Source organism: Sphingobacterium pedocola, from assembly GCF_015209965.1.
GTDB lineage: Bacteria > Bacteroidota > Bacteroidia > Sphingobacteriales > Sphingobacteriaceae > Sphingobacterium > Sphingobacterium pedocola.
Genome location: NZ_MU158690.1, coordinates 1,392,770 through 1,414,696 on the forward strand (window position 1 = coordinate 1,392,770; position 21,927 = coordinate 1,414,696).

Annotated in this window: 18 protein-coding genes; 13 read left to right on the top strand and 5 right to left on the bottom strand. The window is 38.3% G+C overall.

Annotated features, from left to right (window positions below; genetic code table 11):
• Window positions 1–125: 125 nt before the first annotated feature.
• On the top strand, window positions 126–1,823 hold the full coding sequence (gene ftsZ, locus C4F40_RS15775) for a cell division protein FtsZ (protein WP_196940336.1): 1,698 nt from the start codon (window positions 126–128) through the stop codon (window positions 1,821–1,823).
• A 136-nt stretch (window positions 1,824–1,959) separates the two neighbouring features.
• Here the strand turns inward: ftsZ and C4F40_RS15780 are convergent, their stop codons facing one another.
• Entirely contained in the window at window positions 1,960–2,604 is a 645-nt protein-coding gene (locus C4F40_RS15780; RefSeq protein WP_196940337.1) for a response regulator transcription factor, read from the bottom strand.
• Between the two features lie 140 nt (window positions 2,605–2,744).
• Between C4F40_RS15780 and mscL the strand changes: the two genes are divergently transcribed.
• From mscL to tsaB, 5 genes are all read left to right on the top strand, one after another.
• Entirely contained in the window at window positions 2,745–3,152 is a 408-nt protein-coding gene (gene mscL, locus C4F40_RS15785) for a large-conductance mechanosensitive channel protein MscL (protein ID WP_196940338.1), read from the top strand.
• Between the two features lie 145 nt (window positions 3,153–3,297).
• Window positions 3,298–3,456 carry a 50S ribosomal protein L34 gene (gene rpmH, locus C4F40_RS15790; RefSeq protein WP_136823072.1) on the top strand — a complete coding sequence of 53 codons (159 nt, stop codon included), beginning with the start codon at window positions 3,298–3,300 and terminating at the stop codon, window positions 3,454–3,456.
• A gap of 65 nt (window positions 3,457–3,521) precedes the next feature.
• Entirely contained in the window at window positions 3,522–3,908 is a 387-nt protein-coding gene (locus tag C4F40_RS15795; RefSeq protein ID WP_196940339.1) for a ribonuclease P protein component, read from the top strand.
• Window positions 3,895–4,161, top strand: a complete 267-nt coding sequence (yidD, locus tag C4F40_RS15800) for a membrane protein insertion efficiency factor YidD (RefSeq protein WP_196940340.1) — start codon at window positions 3,895–3,897, stop codon at window positions 4,159–4,161. Before C4F40_RS15795 ends, yidD begins: the two co-directional genes overlap by 14 nt.
• Window positions 4,161–4,844, top strand: coding sequence for a tRNA (adenosine(37)-N6)-threonylcarbamoyltransferase complex dimerization subunit type 1 TsaB (gene tsaB / locus C4F40_RS15805; protein WP_196940341.1), 684 nt, complete (start codon window positions 4,161–4,163; stop codon window positions 4,842–4,844). Before yidD ends, tsaB begins: the two co-directional genes overlap by 1 nt.
• Here tsaB and C4F40_RS15810 read toward each other — a convergent pair.
• Together C4F40_RS15810 and C4F40_RS15815 are read right to left on the bottom strand one after the other, a co-directional pair.
• Complete coding sequence (locus tag C4F40_RS15810) at window positions 4,841–5,746, bottom strand: magnesium transporter CorA family protein (RefSeq protein ID WP_196940342.1); 906 nt, start codon at window positions 5,744–5,746, stop codon at window positions 4,841–4,843. The two genes, tsaB and C4F40_RS15810, sit on opposite strands and share 4 nt — an antisense overlap.
• 105 nt (window positions 5,747–5,851) lie before the next feature.
• Window positions 5,852–6,469: an OmpH/Skp family outer membrane protein gene (locus C4F40_RS15815; RefSeq protein ID WP_196940343.1), complete on the bottom strand. Its 618-nt coding sequence runs from the start codon at window positions 6,467–6,469 to the stop codon at window positions 5,852–5,854.
• A 184-nt stretch (window positions 6,470–6,653) separates the two neighbouring features.
• On the opposite strand from C4F40_RS15815, the gene gyrB reads away from it, so the two are divergent.
• The 7 genes from gyrB (at window position 6,654) to C4F40_RS15850 (ending at window position 18,961) form a co-directional block, all read left to right on the top strand.
• Window positions 6,654–8,612, top strand: coding sequence for a DNA topoisomerase (ATP-hydrolyzing) subunit B (gyrB, locus tag C4F40_RS15820; RefSeq protein ID WP_196940344.1), 1,959 nt, complete (start codon window positions 6,654–6,656; stop codon window positions 8,610–8,612).
• 204 nt (window positions 8,613–8,816) lie between these two features.
• A complete protein-coding gene (locus C4F40_RS15825) occupies window positions 8,817–9,617 on the top strand; it encodes a PorV/PorQ family protein (RefSeq protein WP_196940345.1) in 801 nt (266 codons plus the stop codon).
• Window positions 9,607–11,658, top strand: coding sequence for a helix-hairpin-helix domain-containing protein (locus C4F40_RS15830; protein WP_196940346.1), 2,052 nt, complete (start codon window positions 9,607–9,609; stop codon window positions 11,656–11,658). Before C4F40_RS15825 ends, C4F40_RS15830 begins: the two co-directional genes overlap by 11 nt.
• Complete coding sequence (locus tag C4F40_RS15835) at window positions 11,646–13,742, top strand: ComEC/Rec2 family competence protein (RefSeq protein ID WP_196940347.1); 2,097 nt, start codon at window positions 11,646–11,648, stop codon at window positions 13,740–13,742. Before C4F40_RS15830 ends, C4F40_RS15835 begins: the two co-directional genes overlap by 13 nt.
• A 6-nt stretch (window positions 13,743–13,748) precedes the next feature.
• A complete protein-coding gene (locus C4F40_RS15840) occupies window positions 13,749–15,647 on the top strand; it encodes a RecQ family ATP-dependent DNA helicase (protein ID WP_196940348.1) in 1,899 nt (632 codons plus the stop codon).
• Between the two features lie 96 nt (window positions 15,648–15,743).
• Window positions 15,744–17,978, top strand: a complete 2,235-nt coding sequence (locus C4F40_RS15845) for a sodium-translocating pyrophosphatase (protein ID WP_196940349.1) — start codon at window positions 15,744–15,746, stop codon at window positions 17,976–17,978.
• A 107-nt stretch (window positions 17,979–18,085) separates the two neighbouring features.
• Window positions 18,086–18,961, top strand: coding sequence for a pirin family protein (locus C4F40_RS15850; RefSeq protein WP_196940350.1), 876 nt, complete (start codon window positions 18,086–18,088; stop codon window positions 18,959–18,961).
• 5 nt (window positions 18,962–18,966) lie between these two features.
• Here the strand turns inward: C4F40_RS15850 and C4F40_RS15855 are convergent, their stop codons facing one another.
• Together C4F40_RS15855 and rpsA are read right to left on the bottom strand one after the other, a co-directional pair.
• Window positions 18,967–19,797, bottom strand: a complete 831-nt coding sequence (locus C4F40_RS15855) for a sulfurtransferase (protein ID WP_196940351.1) — start codon at window positions 19,795–19,797, stop codon at window positions 18,967–18,969.
• A gap of 96 nt (window positions 19,798–19,893) precedes the next feature.
• Window positions 19,894–21,828 carry a 30S ribosomal protein S1 gene (gene rpsA / locus C4F40_RS15860; RefSeq protein ID WP_196940352.1) on the bottom strand — a complete coding sequence of 645 codons (1,935 nt, stop codon included), beginning with the start codon at window positions 21,826–21,828 and terminating at the stop codon, window positions 19,894–19,896.
• Window positions 21,829–21,927: the final 99 nt, after the last annotated feature.

The following is a 21,927-nucleotide window of genomic DNA, read 5'->3' on the forward strand; positions in this document are numbered from 1 at the left end:
TAATTGGTTTTTTCCACATTTTAACAATTGTGGAAAACTGTTGTTGATATTTTGGTATTATTACATTCGAATTGATGAGTTCTGAGGTAACTGTGGACTTAGCAATTCATAAAAATAGGATATTTATGTCGATACAATTTGAAATGTTAAAGGAGCAGTCGTCTATAATTAAAGTTATAGGCGTAGGCGGCGGCGGAGGGAACGCCGTTAATCACATGTACAAGCAAGGAATTAGTGGCGTGGACTTTATTGTGTGTAATACGGATGCGCAAGCATTAGAATTAAGCCCAATTCCTAACAAAGTACAATTGGGAACTAGTCTAACAGAAGGAATGGGAGCAGGTGCTGATCCGGATGTAGGTGAAAATTCCGCTATCGAAAGTATAGAGGACATTAAAAGAATGCTCGGTACGAATACCAAGATGCTATTTATTACAGCGGGTATGGGAGGTGGTACAGGTACCGGTGCAAGTCCGGTTTTAGCTAAGGCGGCTAAAGAAATGGGAATTCTGACTGTTGCTATCATTACGACTCCGTTTACTTTTGAAGGGAAAAAGCGACGTTCTCAGGCAGAAGAGGGGTTAAATGAACTGCGCAAATATGTAGATTCTTACCTTATTATTTCAAATGATCGTCTTCGTGAAATATTTGGTAACTTAACAATGACTGCTGCTTTTGCGAAAGCGGATGATATATTGACTACGGCAGCTAAAGGCATCGCGGAAATTATAACTATTCCTGGTTATGTAAACGTTGATTTTAAGGATGTTCGTACGGTTATGAATGATAGTGGTGTTGCTATCATGGGGAATCATATTTCAAAAGGTGATAATAGAGCTATTGAAGCTGTTACAGGGGCTTTGGCCTCACCTTTACTAAAAGATAATGAAATAGAAGGTGCTCGCTATATTTTGTTAAATATTACTTCGGGTAATAAAGAAGTAACAATGGATGAAGTGGCTATCATTACTGATTATATCCAAGAAAAAGCTGGATTGACGGCTGATTTAATTTGGGGTAATTGTATTGACGAGTCTTATGAAGATGAGTTGTCTGTTACTATTATAGCTACGGGGTTTCAAACTGCTGAGGAGCGCATTAAAGAGAAAGAGAAAGAAAAAATTGCGTTGCCTTTAACTCCTGAGACATCTACTTCATTTGTAAAGCCTGTTGGGCAAAATCAATTTGCCGCCAAAGAAGTAAGTACTCTTTCGGATAGTCTAGTTAAGCCTGTTCAAACCCAAACAATCACCAGCGAGTCGAAAGTAGTGCCTCAAGGAGATCTGTTCTCGTCTTCCTCCAAGCCTGTAAATGCACTTTCTAACTCTGTAATTCAGTCTGAAACACAGGTAATCCGTCATACATTGGAAGCAGAGAAGACTGCCGAAGGAGAAAAAGAGCAGGATCTCGGCGGCTATGAATTGAAAACTTCTCCTTCGATGTTTGAATTTAAATTACCCTCCGTGTTTGATACCTATGAGAATACTAATGAAGAAATAGCGGAAGATGTTCAGCATATTGTGGAATCTCCAGTTCGAAATCAATTTGTGGAAATTGAAGAGAAGGGAGAATCAAATTTTGAAGATCAACTCATGAAAACTAAAGAGCGTATATTACGTCTTAAAGAGTTGAGCATGAAGCTGAAATCATCAAATGGTCTTCAAGAGTTGGAAAATGAACCCGCATATAAAAGAAAACAAAAACCATTAGATAATTTACCTCATTCGTCTGAATCTCAGGTCTCACGTTTTACATTGTCTTTTGACGAAGGAGAAACCGAAATTAAATCTAACAATTCTTTTTTACACGATAACGTGGATTAAGATGTGTTGTTAAATAATAATATATACGGCTAAACTGTGTTAGCCGTATTTTTTTTGCTTAGTTTTTTAATCTTATCAGATACTAGCACTAATCGTGCGTTGATGATGGTCTAAACTGCTTGGGACGTAAAAGCGATTATTTTTCTTCCGAATGCAAATTAAATAATTCGATGAGTTCTGGAATATTATGTACAGCTAGTTTTTCAAAAATCCTACTTTTGTAGGTGCTAACTGTAGAGGAACTTAGATTTAAGACGTTAGAAACCTCTAAGATACCGAACCCTTCGATTAGGTGTTTTGCAACGTCCATTTCTCGGTTTGATAGTTTGTTCAATGGATTATTGGTGTCTATGCTTGATTTGCGTGATGTAAGCCTCTTTACATATAAATCTTTTACGGCTTCAGACATATATTTACCGCGCTCTTGGATGTGTTGGATCGCGTGATTTAATTCGCTCATAGCAGTAGTCTTGTTAAGGTATCCTGCCGCACCTGCTTCGATATACCTTAGCGCATATATGTTTTCATCGTAGGATGAAAATACTAAAATTTTAAGATGATTTTGAATTTCTAATATTTCTTTAATTACTTTAATATTATTGCCTCCTGGCATATTAATGTCTAAAAGAATTAAGTCGAAATGTTGAATTCTTAGTTGTTCATATACCTCTGGATATGTTTTTGCTTGCGTAATAGATACATCTTTAAGTGCTTCGCTAATAATAATAGAAGCGCCTAATCTGACAATACTATGGTCATCAGCGATGAGTATTTTTTTCATGCGAAAGATTATAATTTTTAAATAAATATTTGATTCGCGGGCTATAAACGTCATCTCGCATTAAAATTGTTATACTAACTTAATATAATGCGATTTTAATGACTACTTTTGTAAAGGTAAAAATTTAATGTTAATTAATTATGGGCTTCTTAAAAGAATTTAAAGAGTTTGCTATGCGTGGCAGCGTCATTGATTTGGCTGTCGGGGTAGTTATCGGCGGAGCATTCGGTAAGATTGTTACTTCTCTGGTAGATGATGTGATTATGCCTCCTATTGGTTATTTGACCGGCGGGGTGGATTTTAGTAGTCTAAAATACGTAATGAAGGAGGCTGACGAAGTAGCGGGTACTTCTGAAGTAGTTGTGAGTTACGGTAATTTTATCAACGTTATTATCCAATTCTTAATTATTGCTTTCTGTATATTTTTAGTCATTAAAGGGTTAAATTCTTTAAAACGGAAGGAAGTTGTTGCTCCAGAGACTGAACCGGCTCCCACTAACGAAGAAGTATTGCTAGCAGAGATACGAGACTTATTAAAGAGTAAATAGAAACGTAGATGCTTTGGTAAAGCATAGTCAATTTATTGTTCGCTTTTTGTTTTTTTTATTTGTTAGTTTCTAAAATAAACACTACTTTTGCATTCCTATTAGGGGATAATATTGGTCATAATCATTAAAAAAGATATTAAGCGTCATGAAAAGAACATTTCAGCCTTCGCAAAGAAAAAGAAGAAATAAACACGGGTTTAGAGAGCGCATGAGCTCAGCTAACGGAAGAAGAGTATTAGCTTCCCGTAGAGCTAAAGGCAGAAAACGTCTGAGTGTTTCTGACGAATCTCGTCACAAAAGATAATACACATTCTTTATCAACGTGCCGGTGACTTTAACCGTGCCTATCGGCCAAAAATAGTCATCGAAATGATAAGAAATAGTTTTAAAAAAGAAGAACGATTATGTAGTAAAAGACTTATTGATAGTCTTTTCCATAGTGGTTCTTCTTTTGTAGTATACCCTTTTCGGGTTGTTTTTCTAAAATCAGAACTGCCTTTATCATCCCATGTTCAGATCATATTGTCGGTACCCAAACGTCGATTTAAGCACGCAGTTTCCCGAAACAAAATAAAGCGTAAAATGCGTGAATGTTATCGTTTACAAAAAAACACCGCTTTAGCTCCTGTGGCATCCGGGAATTCTCTAAATTTATTGTTGGCATTACAATATGTTGCGAACGAAGAATTGTCATTTCAAGTTATGTTTTCAAAAATGAAGATTGCGTTAGCCAAAATAGTCGATGAAATTTCTTGAAGATACGCTGAGATTTATTAATAAGATTATACAGCTTTTTTTTCTGTTGTTAATTCGCTTTTATCAACTGTTTATATCTCCTTTTTTGGGAGCGAGCTGCCGATATACACCTACGTGTTCGCAATACGGAAAAGAAGCTATTCTAAGATACGGTCCTTTTAAGGGAGGATGGTTGACTGTCAAGCGTATCGCGCGTTGTAACCCTTGGGGGGGGCACGGACATGATCCAGTTCCTGAAAAATTTATAAAGTGATGCGCTATATTATTCAGATAGATACGGCTACCGAAGTTTGTTCGGTCTCGCTTAGTAGAGAAGGTATAACTTTGGATCATATTCAAAGTAGTGAGCCTAATATGCATGCATCTCGATTAACAAGTTATGTGGAGCAAATATTATTTCAGAATAGCCTTAAATTTTCTGATATTTCTGCGGTTGCGGTAAGTATGGGGCCAGGTTCATATACGGGCTTGCGTATAGGTGTGTCTACCGCAAAAGGATTGTGTTACGCACTAGATATTCCATTAATTGGGATCAATACATTGGAGAGTATGTTTAATGGACTTGTGAACAAAGTTATTTTACAGGAAGGTTCGTTGTATTTTCCAATGATAGATGCAAGGCGTATGGAAGTTTATACAATGGCATTTGATGAGGATGGTAAACAGGTTCTTCCGACACAAGCTAAAATAATAGACGAATTATCCTTTGCGGAATTTCATTTGAAAGAAGCTTTCTTGTTTGGTTCAGGGGCGAATAAATTTCAAGATTTATTTAGGGCCAATCCACAGGTGCATATTATTTCTCAATTTCAGCATTCTTCGGCGCATATGAGTGCGTTGGCTTGGAAAAGATTCGAGGCACATGAGGTCGAAAATTTAATCTATTTTGAACCCTATTATTTGAAAGAGTTTGTGGCGTCTAAACCTAAACGCTAAAGCCAATCTTTTCGTTTAAACCAAAAATAGATTAATGCTGATAACCCAACCATAGCAAGTAATACTGCAGGATAACCGTAATACCATTCCAGTTCCGGCATATTTCTGAAGTTCATTCCATACACACCTACTATAAATGTGAGGGGCATAAAGAATACAGAAATAATAGTCAGCGTACGCATGATTTCGTTGGTATGATTAGACTCTATGTTAAAATAAACTGACAGTAGCTGGGCGATGTTTTCACCTGTATTTCTATATAGCGTATTCGTACGTGTAAATAGATCTCTCAAGTCTTGCGTATAGATATTCTGATATTGCGGCATGTGGAAATAATCTACAATATCTTTATACAACGTTAAGACAATTCGAATCACATCTATTTGTCGTTTAATGTAGTAGAGTTTTTTCAAAAATAATTTGCGACGTCGATGCAGAAATACAATCTCTTCATAGTAGTCTAATTTTGTTGCCAATTGGTCTAACGCAAGTTTTTCAAAAGTCCAAAGAGCTTCCGATACAAGTGAATTTACCAAGCTTTTACTTGATGCCAGTTTTTTGTCGTTTTTATCTTTTGATTTGATTTTTTCTAAGAATTCAATTTCGTTTCGGTGTACCGTAACGATAAAGTTTTCGCTATAAAATATGGAAACTCGTTCGGTAATTTCGGGAAGTTTATCGGATTCCGCTTTAAGAATAGGCGGAATGGCGCGGAGAATCAAAAAATGGTAGTTGTCAAATTCTTCTATCTTTGGGAGATGACCTACTTCGAGACAGTCTTTAATAGAAACATCTTTCAGACCATACTTTTTTTTTAACTCTGTAAAATCCTCCTGTTTCGGATTAGTGATATCTACCCATTCGAATTGGTGCTCGGGTACTGATAGTATTATGGCAATCATATACAGTTCATTTGCTACCTAATTTAGGTACAATGCTTCACATTAACAAGGGGATGAAAACAAAGGCGGCTCTTCATGTAAAGAACCGCTTTTTTTATCGTTTGTTTATTTTTTCTCTGTGGGCTTTTTTGTTTTGTACTCTTTGTTCAATGCTTTAATAACCTGATTTGTTATTTCCAATTTAGAGTCGGCAAAAAGTACTGTTGGGTTTGATTTCGAATACGTCAGCACCAAGGTATAGCCGTTTTCTTCTGCGTGCTTTTTCAGGTATTCTGTAATCGAATTGTATACGTTATTGAATTCCGTCGCTTCGTCCTGTGCAATAGCACTAGATGCATTTTGGTCGAGTCTGCCTAATTCGTCTTGTTTACGGGCTAACTTTTCTTCCGTAGCCTGACGGTCTGAGGCGCTCATAGTAGATGCTTTTTGCTGATATTCGGCTACCTCCCTTTGAAAAGCCTGCCCTTTGGATTGTAAATCCGACTGTGCTTTTTTAACTTTAGATTCCAATTTAGTGCGGATATCTTTAAAGTACTCATATTTTTCTGATAATGAATCCGAATTTATATATACGATTTTTTCCTCGGTTTCTGAAGAGCCGACTGCGGTTGAATCGTTTATTTTGGTTGAGGCCGGTTTCGTCCCTTGATTACAAGATGCAGCTGATGCTACAATAACTAACCCTAGTACTGCTTTTGCGAAATTTGATCGTAATTTATTCATTCTGTTGTCCATTTTCAGTTTAAATAGCAAACCTACTACAAAAAAATTAAAAAATCATTTTTCCGTATCCAAAAGTCAAAAAAATATAGCTTTATTAGCGTATTTTAAGCGGTCGATGACTTGATTAATTCGCTTTATTTTCGTATTTTTGAGAGTTAAAAAATTCTGATTTTAAATTAATTCCATGAGCGAAGAAAAGAAGAATGCATCGACGTATTCTGCCGATAATATTCAGGTATTAGAAGGTCTAGAGGCGGTACGTAAACGTCCATCCATGTATATTGGTGATACTGGCGTAAAAGGTTTACACCATTTGGTTTATGAAGTGGTTGATAACTCTATAGATGAGGCTGTCGCGGGTTATTGTGATGATATTTTAGTTAGGATACATAAGGACAACTCTATTTCTGTAAAGGATAATGGACGGGGTATTCCTACTGGAATAAATAAAAAAGAAAATAAATCTGCATTAGAGCTGGTAATGACCATATTGCATGCAGGGGGTAAATTCGATAAGGATACCTACAAAGTGTCTGGTGGTTTGCATGGCGTCGGTGTATCCTGTGTAAATGCGCTGTCTATTCATTTAAAAGCTGAAGTACATCGGGACGGCAAGGTGTTTAACCAAGAATACGAGCGCGGTAAACCAATGTACGATGTTAAGGAAGTAGGAGAGTCTGACAAGCGAGGAACAATCGTAACGTTTAAGCCGGATGCGGAAATATTTACCCAAACAACGGTATATAACTATGATACGCTTGCTAATCGTCTGCGTGAATTGTCTTTCTTAAATAAAGGCATAACGCTTACCATTATTGATGAGAGAGAATTAAATGAGGATGGTACAGAGAAAAAAGAGGTTTTTCATTCTGAAGGCGGTCTGCAAGAATTTGTTAAATTTCTTGATGGCAATCGTACATCTCTGATCCCTACACCGATTTATGTAGAAGGAATAAAGCAGGGAATTCCTGTTGAGTTATCGCTCCAATATAATGATACCTATACGGAGAACGTCCATTCTTATGTGAATAACATTAATACCATTGAAGGTGGTTCGCATGTAGCGGGCTTTCGTCGTGGATTGACACGTACATTGAAAAAGTATGCAGATGATTCCGGACTTTTAAAAAATCTTAAAATTGAAATAACGGGCGACGACTTTAGAGAAGGGCTTACTGCGGTTATTTCAGTGAAAGTAGCAGAACCTCAATTCGAAGGTCAAACAAAGACGAAGTTAGGGAACTCTGAAGTAATGGGTGCGGTAGACGTAGCTGTGGGTGAGATTTTAAGTGCTTATTTAGAAGAGAATCCGCGTGAGGCCAAGATTATTGTTCAGAAGGTGATCGTAGCTGCTCAAGCTCGTGCTGCAGCACGTAAAGCACGAGAGATGGTACAACGTAAAACAGTGATGGGCGGTTCAGGTCTTCCCGGAAAACTTGCTGATTGTTCTAGCAACGACCCCGCAAAATGTGAAATTTTCTTTGTCGAGGGTGATTCCGCGGGTGGTACCGCAAAACAAGGACGTGATCGCCATTATCAGGCCATTATGCCACTTAGAGGTAAGATTCTGAATGTGGAAAAGGCCATGGAACATAAGATCTACGAAAATGAAGAGATCAAAAACATGTTTACAGCACTCGGGGTGAGTGTTGGTACGGAAGACGATCCTAAGGCATTAAATATTGCAAAACTTCGTTACCATAGAATTGTTATCATGACGGATGCCGATGTCGATGGCAGTCACATTGCTACTTTAATTTTGACGTTTTATTTCAGGTATATGCGAGAGCTTATTGAACGTGGATATGTATATATTGCCACTCCTCCCCTTTATTTAGTCAAAAAAGGAAAAGACTCAGAATATGCGTGGACCGAAGATCAGCGTCTTGCTGCTATACAACGCATCAAAGGAAACGGCAAAGAGGACAGTGTACATGTACAACGTTATAAAGGTCTTGGAGAGATGAATGCAGAGCAATTGTGGGATACCACAATGAATCCAGAGCATAGAACACTTCGTCAGGTTACTATTGAGAATGCTGCAGAATGTGATCGTGTATTTTCAATGTTGATGGGAGATGAAGTGGCACCCCGACGTGAATTTATTGAAAAAAATGCGCGCTATGCTAAAATAGACATTTAATGTTAACTGCTAGTAATAGAAAGGGCCAGATGAAAAACATCTGGCCCTTTTTGCTGAAAAGTATCTGCCTTCGATGGGCGCGCAAAGCATCCATGAAGCCTTCTCTACTGCTGGTTTTTATCGTCCGTAAGGTGAAGATTTTTTTGTTTCCTATAGAATAACGAAATTATTTCATTAAATTTAAGTTTACCAATTACTTAAATTATGTATATAAGGATAGTTTTGCTATTATTTGCATCAATTAAATTACAGGCACAGCAATTTAATGCGGCGCCTAATTTGGGGATGGGAAATACTGGTTTGGCACGCCAATCTATATATAGTATAGGACTGAACCCGGCTGGTATTGCGGCTTTAACTAATGTGAGTGTAGCGCTTGCTTATCAGCAGCATTTTCTTTCTTCTGAAATCCAATCTCAAGCAGCCTATCTAAATATTCCTCTTAAACCTTTGGGTGGAGTAGGACTGGGGGTTAATAGTTATGGAATACACGGAGTTTCCACTTTATTGACAGTTCGTAGTATCTATGCGCGGCAATTTGGAAATCAGATTTTTTCTGCCATTGGATTAAATTACCATCAGTTTTATGTTAAAAACTATGGAAATGATCAGACCTTTTCCGTCGATCTGGGAATTCAGGTGAAGATGTCGCCACATTTGTTAATCGGTGCTCTAATTCGAAATATATCCTCTGCTCATTATAAGGAAGACGTAGAGCAACGAATACCACGTGAGATTGGTTTAGGATTGAATTACGAGGTGTCAGAACATTTGAGCTTGGTTTCGGATGTGTACTATGATTTTCTGAGTGAAATGAATTATAGGGCAGGAATTGAGTTCGCTTTCGACCATAGATTTAAATTAAGAGGTGGAGCGATGTCGAATCCCTTGCACTATTTTGCAGGAATTGGATTGATTTTGAACAAAATTCAAATAGATATCGCTTCTTCTTTTCACCCTAAGCTTGGTACATCTCCCCAAATCGCGATGGCTTATGATCTTTAGAAAGCTTGCTTATTGTCTAGTACTCTTAAGTATTTCATCTCAAACCTTGGCCCAACAAGAAGAGATGGAGATAGAAGAATTGTTGATGGAGCAATTGAACGAAGAATCAGACGAAAATGACGATTTGAGTGAACTTACGGAAAATCTAGCTTATTATATGCGTCATCCTTTAGACCTTAATAAAGCAGATCGAAACGATTTAAATCACCTGATCTTTCTTTCTCCCCAACAAATAGGAAATCTATTGTTACATCGTGAAATATCTGGCAATTTCATTTCCGTTCGAGAACTGCAGGGAGTTTCTGGATTCGATTTGCAGACTATCCAACGTATTCAGCCGTTTGTTACCGTTCGAGACCCGACTTCATTGGATGAATTTTCATTTCATAGATTAGTTAATGCTAGTGAACATATGCTTATGATGCGTTACGGCCGGGTTATTGAAAAACAAGCTGGATATTTCATTCAAGATTCTTCGCGTTCCCGCTATCTTGGAAGCCCAGATCGTTATGCTGTCCGGTATAGAATGAATTTCGAAAACAAAATAAGAGTCGCATTGAATATGGAAAAGGATGCCGGAGAACCATTTTTCAACGGAAAGCAAAAATATGGATTCGACTTCTATTCAGGGCATATTGTGGTGAATGATATTAATAGGAATATTAAACAAGTTGTTATTGGGGATTATGGATTACAGTTTGGACAGGGACTGGTAACTTGGAACGGACTGAGTTTTGGAAAAGGTGCCTGGATAGGGAGTGCGGCGCGTCAGGGCATGGGGCTAAAGCCCTATTCTTCGATGAATGAAAACAATTTTCAACGGGGTATTTCAGCCAAGCTTGTGGTTGATAATTTCGAAATAACACCTTTTGTTTCTTACAATTCTCTATCGGGTAATTTAATCAAAAGCGGGTCAGATAATTATATTACTACAATAAATTATAGTGGTTTACATCGAACTCCTACCGAACTTAATTATAAGCAAGCAATTAAGCAAGTTGTTTCCGGTATGAATGTTACTTATAATTTTAAACGGTTTAGAGCGGGAGTCACCTACATGCGTACCTCGTTCAATGGTCAGGTGGCAGCAGGCAATACCATGCGAGAAAAATTTGATTTTGAAGGAAAGAGCTTGGATCAAATAGGTATACACTATCACTATACGTATAGAAATACGTACCTGTATGGAGAGACGGCATATAGTGTTGGGAGCGGGTTTGCGGCAAATAACGGAATTATAGCCAGTCTTCATCCCAAAGTGTCAGCAATTGTAAATTATAGAAACTATCAACGTAACTACCATCATTTTTTCGCTCAATCTTTGGGCGAAGCTTCGCGAGTGGGCAATGAAGAAGGGGTATACGGAGGAATTATTTATCACCCATCTCGAGTAATAGAATGGGTAAACTATGTCGATGTTTTTCGATTTCCGTGGTTGCGTTTTCGTGTGGATGGGCCCAGTAGTGGTACTGATTTTTTAAGCCAGGCAACTTATAGTTGGTATAAAAAGGGGAAAGTTTTGCTTCGATATCGGCATCGACTCAAGCAGGAAAATTTAAATATAGCTAGCCGAAATGAAAACTTGCTCGCGGATGTAGTTCGAAATCAATTACGAACAGAATTTCAATATAAATTAAATCAGGTTTGGACGGTACGAACAAGGGCTGAATTGGCCTTATATGAAAAAGAGAAAGACGAAAAAAGTTCAGGCTGGATCGCGTACCAAGATGTATTTTGGAAAGGTTGGCGCAATAGGTTGAATGCTAATATGAGATTCGCCTATTTCCACACAGCGTCATATAATTCTCGAATTTATGCCTATGAAAATGATGTTTTACATGCCGCTAGTTTTCCGATGTATTATGGTAAAGGTATTCGTACTTATCTAAATCTCAGATGGCGGATGAAGAAGGATTTGGATATATGGGGTAGGTATGCTTTGACTAAATATACGGATCGCGAAACAGTGGGCTCAGGATTAGATCTCATAGAGGGCAATTATAAATCGGATTTTAAAGTTCAACTGAGATGGCAATGGTAAAACATGAAATTATAGATTTTTCGATCCGGAAAATGCCCTTTTTGAAGATCGTCATACCTTATGGTGTTGGAATTGCCATTAGCCAAATACTTTCTTGGAATGCTGTACGATATTCTGTTTTGTGCACAATCCTGATCCTCACTATCGTTTGTTTCGTTACTGCCTTTTTTCTTCGAGAGCGAAATGTTTTTAGAAGAATGTATGTTTTGATGTTCTATTGTTTTTCGTTTTTGATCGGTATCTGGCAGATTGTAAGTGAACTTCCGAATTTGAAACAAACCCACTTTAGTCGATATGTAAGTTCACAGCTGGAAGGTATTATCGTTGATGAACCTGTTGTAAGACAGAAAACGATTCGTTTCCCATTGTCAGTTAGAAATCTGATAGAAAAGGATAGGTATGTAGCAGCCGAAGGCAAGATAATGGTGACCGTATTGCGTGATTCTTTGCGCGATCAAGCATTCAAATATGGAGATCATATCGCTATTTCAAATACCGTCAACGCTATTGACCCACCATACAATCCTGAAGAATTTGACTATAAAGCTTATCTACAAAATCGGAATATTTGGTATCAGTCCCTCGTACAGAAAGACGATTATGTGTTTTTAGGCGGAAACTCTGGAAATAGAATCATCTCTTTTGCACTGAGGCTAAGGGAGAAGTTAGTCTCCAAGTTTAATATATTTATTAAAAATGATGAAGCCTATAACGTAGCCATTGCGCTGATTTTTGGTTCTCGATCGCAACTAGACGCCACAACATTGGAAGCATTTACCAATACAGGTACCATTCATGTTTTGAGTGTTTCGGGATTACATGTAGGACTGGTTTTTGGTTTGCTGACTTTCTGTTTGGGTTGGATTGACCGATTTCCCTTTGGGCGGGCAATACGCTGCAATATCATTTTGTTATGTGTATGGGCCTATGTGATTCTTACGGGAATGGCACCGCCGATTTTGCGCGCGGGAATCATGATCAGTTTCTTTCTGCTCTCCATCTGGATAGGGCGAAAACAAAACGCATTGAATACACTAGCTGCTTCTGCGTTTTTTATCCTGCTCTTTGAGCCTAAGTATTTGTTTGATATCGGTTTCCAGCTTTCTTATCTTGCGATAGTGGGTATTTTAATTTTATATCCGATCTTAAAGAGCTTCTATAAACCTAGTTCTAAATACCTAAATTGGGTAGTAGAATACAGCTATGTTTCCTTAGCAGCTCAATTATTTACCATGCCAGCTGTGCTGTATTATTTTGGACAGTTCCCTACTTATTTTTTGTTTGGTAATCTTTTTATTGCCTTGCCGAGTACAATTATCATGTATGTGGGTTTAGGCTTGTCTATGATACCCTTTGATACGGTAAATATCTATTTGGGAGCGATTTTAGATCATATTATTGGTTTCTCCTTAGAAGGCTTGAAATGGTTAGATCGCTTGCCTATGGCGGTTGTAAAAGGTATAAGTTGGAATTTGCTGCAAATTCTACTTGCCTTTTTAATGTTAAGTTTTTTGATTAATGCCCTCAACTATAGAAATAAAAAGGCATTGATGGGAGCGGGGGTTGCTTTCTTTATTTTGTCCTCCCTAGTTTCTCTTCAGGTGATAGAAAAAATGAATTATAGGGGAATTGCAATTTACAATCTGCGTTCCGCTTTAGGAGTAGCTTCCATACATAACGGTAACGTTGTTTTGTTTTCTAGTTTGGACTCCTTAAATCATTCTACACTTAGGTATAGTGTATTACCTCATCTCCGACAATACGCTCGGGAAGAAGATATAAAATTCTATACCATCCCTTCTGATCAACAACATAATTATGTATTGTCCACAGCTAATAAAAAAATTCTAGTTCTGGAACATAAACTAAGCGGTAGTGATTTAGAAGATATTGACGCTGTGTTATGGCGTAAAAACAATTATAACGTGATAGCGGAAATAGAATCAAGGACGCACCCTTCTTTTTTTCTTTTCGATGGAAGTAATTCAGACAAAACACTGTCTAAAATTAAATCTCAATTAGGTGAAAATAACAATTCAGGCTATTTCTTAAAAAATAATTTTGCTTATGTTTGGGAGGAGTAATAACGTATGGAAACTACTAGTCTTTCGGTATTAAAGCAATATTGGGGGTTTGAAGCATTCAGGCCTTTACAGGAAGATATTGTTCATTCCATTTTACAGGGAAGGGATACGCTAGCCCTAATGCCAACAGGTGGCGGGAAATCTATTTGTTTTCAAGTTCCTGCTATGATAAAAGAGGGAATTTGTATCGTCATCAGTCCGTTGATTGCCCTGATGAAAGATCAGGTCGAACACCTACGAGCGAGAGGAATCGAAGCGCTTGCCATTTTTTCGGGAATGTCTTATCGCGAGATCGATATTGCGTTAGACAATTGTATTTTTGGTAAAATCAAATTTCTATATATAGCACCGGAACGCCTATATTCTGAATTGGTACGAGAGCGAATTAGGTACATGAAAGTCAATCTATTTGCAATAGATGAAGCACATTGTATTTCGCAATGGGGATATGATTTCAGACCTTCATATTTACAACTAAATCAATTACGCGAATTACATCCTAGCGTCCCGGTATTGGCACTCACGGCGACAGCGACATCCCGTGTGATCGAAGATATACAAACACAGCTTCATTTTAAAGTCGCTAATGTATTGAGCAAAAGCTTTGCGCGGACTAATCTAGGATATATGGCATTCGAGGAGGAGGATAAAATGGGGCGCATGTTACGGATCATCAAAAAAATGGGAGGTAGCGGGGTGGTATATGTTCGAAATAGGCGCGAAACACAAGAAGTAACACGCGTATTGGTTAATCATGGAATACCAGCAGATTATTATCATGCAGGTTTAGCCATGAAAGACAGAGAGCAAAAGCAAAATGCATGGATGTCAAACAAAATTCGTGTGATCGTAGCAACCAATGCATTTGGTATGGGAATCGATAAATCCGATGTGCGTTTTGTGATTCATTTGGATATTCCAGATTCGTTGGAGGCATATTACCAAGAGGCCGGTCGAGCCGGTCGGGACAGTAAAAAGGCATTTCCAGTAATGCTCTATCAGCAAGATGATAGAGATCGGCTGTGGACTACGTTAGAATCTAGTTTCCCAACGGTCTCTTTTATTCAAAAGGTATATCATTGTTTAGGAAATTACTATCAGATTGCTTACGGGGCAGGAAGCGGTGCAACGTTTGATTTCGATGTTGTTGATTTCTGCAAGAAATACGAGATTGACTTATTACATACAATCAGTGCGCTGAAATTTTTAGAAAGAGATAGTTGGTTAGCCCTTTCTGAAGCTGTATATATACCTTCTCGTTTTAAATTTGAAGTAGATTACCAAGAACTATACAAGTTTCAGGTGCAATCTGCTAAATACGATTCGCTGATCAAAATTATTTTACGGACATATGGAGGCGTCTTTGATTTGTATGTCCCTATTAATGAATTTGAGTTTGCAAAAAAGCTAGGAGTTCCGTTCGATATTGTTGTAGAGTTGCTTTCGGGAATGGAAAAGCAACAGATAAGTTCGTACATTAAAAGTACGGACAAACCTCAGCTTCAATTCCTACAAAGTCGCGTGGACTATAAGAATCTTTACATCGATATGGATTTTATTCGGGAACGAAAGCAAATTAAAGAAGAGCAGCTGAAAGCAATCTATCATTATTTGGATACGAAAGATTGCCGAAGTGTAGCTTTACTAGCATATTTTGGAGAAGAAGATGCTGAGTTATGCGGTGAGTGCGACTTGTGCTTAGTACGCAAGCACAAAGAAGGACAAACAGCCAAAATCCGTCAGGAAATTCGTATACTACTTTCGGAAAAAGCACTGACGCTCCACGAACTGATCGATAGTATTTCTGTTGGAAGAGAAACTGATAAGATTAAAATCCTTAGGGAACTCATCGAAGAAAGTGAAGCAAAGGTCGAAGAGGAAATGTATTATTGGATTGGAAGATAATACAGCGTTTAGAACGCACTCAAAAAGAATTTGTTAAAGCATTTTATTTCTCCCATAATTTTTAATAGCTTTAGCTAATAACCAAATAAACTTTGTATGGAAAACTATATTATTTATTTACCGGCAGTATTGGCTGTTTTGGGACTTCTTTTTATGATGCGCAAAGCGACTTGGGTCAGCAAGCAAGATGCTGGAGATGAGCGCATGCAAACTATTTCCAAAAGTATTCAGGAAGGAGCACTGGCTTTTTTAAAAGCGGAATACCGTATACTTTTGATTTTTGTAGCTATTGCTTCAATAGCGCTTTTTGTTGTTTCTACGTTGGTCGATACAACCCACTGGATTATTATTGTAGCCTTTGTATTTGGCGCTTTTTTTTCTGCGCTCGCTGGAAATATAGGTATGCGTATCGCAACCAAAAGTAATGTTCGTACGACCCAAGCCGCAAAAACCAGCCTTCCTCAAGCCCTGAAGGTTTCTTTTTCTGGAGGTACCGTAATGGGATTAGGAGTAGCAGGATTAGCTGTACTGGGATTAAGTATTTTCTTTTTACTTTTCTTGAAAATGTTTATTACCGAAGGCGGAAATTTTTATAGTGAAATGACTGTCGTTTTGGAGGCACTTGCCGGATTTTCTTTGGGGGCTGAATCCATTGCGCTTTTCGCACGCGTTGGAGGCGGTATATATACTAAAGCCGCTGATGTCGGAGCGGACCTGGTCGGTAAAATTGAGGCAGGTATCCCGGAGGATGATCCACGTAATCCTGCAACTATCGCTGATAATGTTGGAGATAACGTTGGTGACGTAGCTGGAATGGGAGCTGATTTGTTCGGATCCTACGTAGCTACCGTATTAGCTTCGATGGTATTGGGTAATTATATTATAAAGGATATGAGTGAAGCAACAGGCATCGTATATACGGATGCTTTCCAAGGCATGGGACCTATTCTATTGCCAATTGTAATAGCAGGTGTAGGAATTTTGGCATCTATCATTGGAACATTTTTTGTAAAAATAACGAACAATGATGCGAAAGAAGCTCAGGTACAAAAAGCATTAAATATGGGTAACTGGGTGGCTATTTTTTTAACCATTATCGCTTGCTTTTTCCTCATAACCTATATGTTGCCTGAGACCATTCAGATGAAGTTTTTCGGTGAGGGGTATAAAGACGTTCCACGGATGAATGTTTTTTACTCTACTCTTGTGGGATTGGCAGTGGGCGGATTGATCTCAGCTTTCACGGAATATTATACAGGATTGGGTAAAAAACCTGTTTTAAATATTGTTCGAAATTCTTCTACAGGCGCAGGGACAAATATTATAGCTGGATTAGCTACTGGAATGATGTCAACATTTTCATCTGTTTTGTTGTTTGCCTTTGCGATTTGGGGTTCCTATTCCTTAGCTGGCTTCTATGGTGTAGCTATTGCAGCTTCCGCAATGATGGCAACGACAGCCATGCAGTTAGCAATAGATGCCTTTGGTCCTATTGCTGATAATGCAGGCGGGATAGCTGAAATGAGCGAACTGCCGAAAGAAGTTCGCCAGCGTACTGATATATTGGATTCTGTAGGTAATACAACAGCTGCAGTAGGAAAGGGATTTGCTATAGCATCGGCGGCTTTAACCGCGCTTGCGTTATTTGCGGCTTATGTGACTTTCACAGGTATTGACGGAATCAATATTTTTAAAGCGGATGTATTGGCGGCGTTATTTATAGGTGGAATGATACCTGTTGTTTTTTCAGCTTTAGCGATGCAATCTGTCGGTAAGGCGGCAATGGATATGGTGAATGAAGTTCGCCGTCAATTTAGAGAGATACCGGGAATAATGGAAGGGACGGGACAGCCAGAATACAGTAAGTGTGTTGATATATCTACCAAAGCGGCATTGCGGGAGATGATGCTGCCGGGGGCGCTAACAATTGTTACACCTATACTCGTAGGGTTTGTGATGGGGGCAGAAGCTTTAGGCGCGTATATGGCGGGTGTGGCGGTTTCAGGAGTATTATGGGCTATATTCCAGAATAATGCCGGAGGAGCTTGGGACAATGCAAAGAAATCTTTTGAGGCAGGCGTAGAAATAAATGGAGAAATGACCTATAAAGGCTCTGAAGCACACAAAGCGGCAGTGACAGGAGATACCGTGGGAGATCCTTTTAAAGATACTTCTGGTCCCTCAATGAATATTTTAATTAAATTGACCTGTTTAATAGGATTAGTCATTGCACCAATTCTAGGAAATCACACTGCACAGTTGGCGAAGCAAAAAGAAAAAGAAGCCACGGCTAAAATAGTGAAAGTGGAAAAAGTAATGTATACGAAATAAGTTGCAAGCGTAATAAAAAAACACATCCCGCAGGCATATCCTCGCGGGATGTGTTTTTTTATTGATACTTTTTGTAACTTTAACCTGTTCATTAACGTAAATAAGCTATGTCGAATATTGGTTTTATTCAAGAAGAAAAAGCGGCCGATATCGGTAACTTTTTGGTAGGAAGGTTACTGCCTTTCCGCCAAAAGAGGTCTATTGGTCCATTTGTGTTCATAGATCATATGGGACCTGCTCATCTTCGAGAATACGAGAACTTGGATATAGGTCCTCATCCACACATCGGATTATCAACCTTGACATATTTGTTTGATGGTGCAATTATGCATCGTGACAGTTTGGGAACCGCCATGGAGATCCAACCCGGTGCAGTCAACTGGATGACGGCGGGTAAAGGTGTCACGCATTCTGAAAGAACACCAGAATACTTAAGACATCAAGATAAATATATGCACGGGCTCCAGATCTGGATTGCACTTCCCAAAGCGCTCGAGTTGATGGAACCTGAATTTTTTCACATAGAAGCAAAGGATATTCCCCGGTGGGAAGAAGAAGGCGTCAGTTATAAATTGATCGCAGGAGAGGCATTTGGAAAGAAATCTCCTGTGCCTGTGTATAGTCCACTTTATATGATTGAAATTAAAGCTAAAAAAGATACGTTAATTGATCTCCGGGGTGTCTTGTACGGCGAGAGTGGGCTTTACATTCTAGAAGGCGATATTGAGAGTAACGGATTTGAATACGGGTCGAAGCAAATCTTGATTACCAAAGATGCACACCTATGTTCTTTTACAATGAAGGCAAATACGACGGTATATATTTTTGGTGGAAAACCTTTCCCTGAGGAACGGTTTATTTATTGGAATTTTGTCGCAACAAGCAAAGAGATAATCGAGCAGGGAAAAGAGGACTGGAAAAATCATCGGTTTCCAACAGTACCCAATGATGATGGTTATGTTTCACTACCAGGTACGCAATAAATTAATTATTCAATAGGCAGATTTGAATCAGCGCCCCATTCTGACCATGAACCGTCATAAACGGCGATATCCGTATGACCCACTTGATAAGCACCCAGTGCTAGTATAGAGGCTGTTATTCCTGATCCACAGGAGAATATATTGTGTTTGTTTTGTTCAGAGTGTCCCACATAAATTTTTTCTAACTCTTGTACAGGTTTAATAAATGCGCCATTCATCAGCTGGTCGAAAGGCAGGTTTGTGGAACTTGGGATGTGTCCAGATCTTAACCCCTTTCGGGGCTCGGGAACCGTGCCATTGAATCTACCCTTATTCCGTGCGTCCGTAACGGTAATATGGGGTGAAGTCAGTTTTTTTAGTAATGAATATGTGCTTTCAAACCAGTTGTTGTCCGTTTTTGCAATAAAATTCCCTTTTTCTGTTGGTGTTATATAATCGGTTTTCACTGGTAATCCTTGGTTTATCCAAGCTTCTATCCCTCCATTCAAAACGTAGACCTCTTTATGTCCCATATAGCGAAACATCCACCAGGCACGAGGACTGGAATAGAGCCCCCATTGATCGTAAATTATCAATATACTGTTATTATTGATACCAAGGTTACGAGCTTCTTGTTCAAAATCTTCACGGGTTAACATGGTATGTGGAAGAGAGCTGTTGTGTACAGAGAAATTCCCCTCAATATCAAAAAATATAGAATTAGGGATCAATTGCAAAATTGTTTTATCCAATTTTTGATCAACTTTGTCTATGGTCGCATCAAGAATGATAAGACTAGGGTTACTAGTCAATTGCAGAAAATCGTGAATATCGATTATTGGAGAAGAAATCGGCATACGAAAATAATTTAATGATTAAAATTACAACAAAATACCGATATAAAAAAGCCCCAATCTTACGATTGGGGCTTTACTATTTAGTGAAATCTAAAATTATTTAGATTTTTTTTCGTCACCTTCCATTTGCTCTTTCAATTGAGCTAATACATCAAGATCACCTAAAGTAGATTTCTCAACAGAGTCTTTTACTTTCTTCACTGCCGTAGAAGCTGCTTTTGCATCTTTTTTGCGTGCATTAGATTCTTCTTTACGGTTTTCTTCTTTCGCATCTTCCCAGATACGAGAGTGAGAAATTACAAGACGTTTGTTTTCTTTGTTGAACTCAATGATTTTGAAATCATTGACATCGTCTACTTTTAAGGCAGCACCATCTTCTTTTACAGAGTGTTTAGAAGGACAGAAACCTTCTACACCATATTGTAATGCCACGATATCACCTTTGTCACCAACTTTGATTACTGTACCTTCGTGAATCGAATCAATTGTGAAAATTGTTTCGAAAGTATCCCAAGGGTTTTCTTCTAATTGTTTGTGACCTAGAGATAATTTACGGTTTTCTTCATCGAGCTCTAAAACAACAACTTCTAACTCTTCGCCTACTTTAGTGAATTCATTAGGATGATTAATTTTTTTAGACCATGATAAGTCTGAAATATGGATTAATCCATCGATGCCATCTTCCAATTCGACAAATACGCCGAAGTTAGTCATGTTTTTAACAACAGCTTTTTGTTTCGAACCTATAGGGTAGCGTTCAGTGATGTTTTTCCAAGGATCTGGAGTCAATTGTTTGATACCTAGGCTCATCTTACGATCATCGCGATCTAATGTTAAGATTTGAGCTTCAATTTCGTCACTTACTTTTAAGAACTCCTGAGGAGAACGTAAGTTTTGCGACCAAGACATTTCAGATACATGAATTAAACCTTCAACACCAGGTATGATTTCTAAGAAAGCACCGTAGTCAGCAACAGTTACGATTTTACCTTTTACTTTAGAACCAATAGCTAATTCGCTATCTAAAGATTCCCAAGGGTGTTCTGATAATTGTTTTAAACCTAATGCGATACGTTTTTTCTCATCATCAAAATCCAAAACAACCACGTTAATAGTTTGATCTAAAGCCAATACTTCTTTTGGATGCTCGATACGACCCCAAGAGATATCCGTAATGTGAAGTAAACCGTCAACACCACCTAAATCGATGAATACACCGAAGTCTGTAATGTTTTTAACAGTACCTTCTAATACTTGACCTTTTTCTAATTTCGCAACGATTTCTGATTTTTGGTTTTCTAGATCGTCTTCAATTAATACTTTGTGAGATACCACTACGTTTTTGAATTCATGGTTGATTTTCACAACTTTGAACTCCATAGTTTTACCTACGTAAATATCGTAATCACGGATAGGTTTGATGTCAATTTGAGACCCAGGTAAGAACGCTTCTACACCTTTAATGTCTACGATCAAACCACCTTTCGTACGAGACTTAACGAAACCATCGATAATAGCATCATTTTCCAATGCATCGTTGATAGCTTCCCAAGATTTTTGTGTTTTAGCACGCTTGCGTGACAACACCAATTGACCGTTTGCGTCTTCTTGAGACTCTACGAATACGTCAACAGTGTCACCAACTTTTAAGTCAGGTAAGTCACGGAACTCAGATAACGCTACTAGACCGTCTGATTTGAAACCAACGTTCAAAACCACATCCTTGTTATTGACAGATACAACAATACCCTCAATAATTTCACCTTGGTTGATTTGGTTGAATGTACCAGCATACTGTTCTTCCAATTTAGTACGCTCAGCTTCGCTGTAATTACCGAAAGCTTTTTCATCAAGTTCCCAATCGAAGTCACCCTCTGGTGTATTCCAAGTGTTGGATTTGATTTGGTCAATTAAGTTTGAATCGGCTTCAGACTCAATCTTTTCAGTGTCTTTCACTACTGTAGTGTCAGCACCTTGTAGCTCTGCGTTTTTCGCCGCTAACTCTTTTTCTGCTTCTTGTTTTTTTGCCATTAATTAATTTTCTCCTTTTCCTTACTATGTAAGGACTGCAAAGATACGAAAATCTTTTATTTACAAGATTTTATGTTATTTTTTTTTGGAAGATATTTA

Excerpts from the sequence above, each read along its gene's own strand:
- ftsZ (WP_196940336.1), top strand. The coding sequence starts at position 126 with ATGTCGATACAATTTGAAATGTTAAAGGAGCAGTCGTCTATAATTAAA.
- C4F40_RS15780 (WP_196940337.1), bottom strand. The coding sequence starts at position 2,604 with ATGAAAAAAATACTCATCGCTGATGACCATAGTATTGTCAGATTAGGC.
- mscL (WP_196940338.1), top strand. The coding sequence starts at position 2,745 with ATGGGCTTCTTAAAAGAATTTAAAGAGTTTGCTATGCGTGGCAGCGTC.
- rpmH (WP_136823072.1), top strand. The coding sequence starts at position 3,298 with ATGAAAAGAACATTTCAGCCTTCGCAAAGAAAAAGAAGAAATAAACAC.
- C4F40_RS15795 (WP_196940339.1), top strand. The coding sequence starts at position 3,522 with ATGATAAGAAATAGTTTTAAAAAAGAAGAACGATTATGTAGTAAAAGA.
- yidD (WP_196940340.1), top strand. The coding sequence starts at position 3,895 with ATGAAATTTCTTGAAGATACGCTGAGATTTATTAATAAGATTATACAG.
- tsaB (WP_196940341.1), top strand. The coding sequence starts at position 4,161 with ATGCGCTATATTATTCAGATAGATACGGCTACCGAAGTTTGTTCGGTC.
- C4F40_RS15810 (WP_196940342.1), bottom strand. The coding sequence starts at position 5,746 with ATGATTGCCATAATACTATCAGTACCCGAGCACCAATTCGAATGGGTA.
- C4F40_RS15815 (WP_196940343.1), bottom strand. The coding sequence starts at position 6,469 with ATGAATAAATTACGATCAAATTTCGCAAAAGCAGTACTAGGGTTAGTT.
- gyrB (WP_196940344.1), top strand. The coding sequence starts at position 6,654 with ATGAGCGAAGAAAAGAAGAATGCATCGACGTATTCTGCCGATAATATT.
- C4F40_RS15825 (WP_196940345.1), top strand. The coding sequence starts at position 8,817 with ATGTATATAAGGATAGTTTTGCTATTATTTGCATCAATTAAATTACAG.
- C4F40_RS15830 (WP_196940346.1), top strand. The coding sequence starts at position 9,607 with ATGATCTTTAGAAAGCTTGCTTATTGTCTAGTACTCTTAAGTATTTCA.
- C4F40_RS15835 (WP_196940347.1), top strand. The coding sequence starts at position 11,646 with ATGGCAATGGTAAAACATGAAATTATAGATTTTTCGATCCGGAAAATG.
- C4F40_RS15840 (WP_196940348.1), top strand. The coding sequence starts at position 13,749 with ATGGAAACTACTAGTCTTTCGGTATTAAAGCAATATTGGGGGTTTGAA.
- C4F40_RS15845 (WP_196940349.1), top strand. The coding sequence starts at position 15,744 with ATGGAAAACTATATTATTTATTTACCGGCAGTATTGGCTGTTTTGGGA.
- C4F40_RS15850 (WP_196940350.1), top strand. The coding sequence starts at position 18,086 with ATGTCGAATATTGGTTTTATTCAAGAAGAAAAAGCGGCCGATATCGGT.
- C4F40_RS15855 (WP_196940351.1), bottom strand. The coding sequence starts at position 19,797 with ATGCCGATTTCTTCTCCAATAATCGATATTCACGATTTTCTGCAATTG.
- rpsA (WP_196940352.1), bottom strand. The coding sequence starts at position 21,828 with ATGGCAAAAAAACAAGAAGCAGAAAAAGAGTTAGCGGCGAAAAACGCA.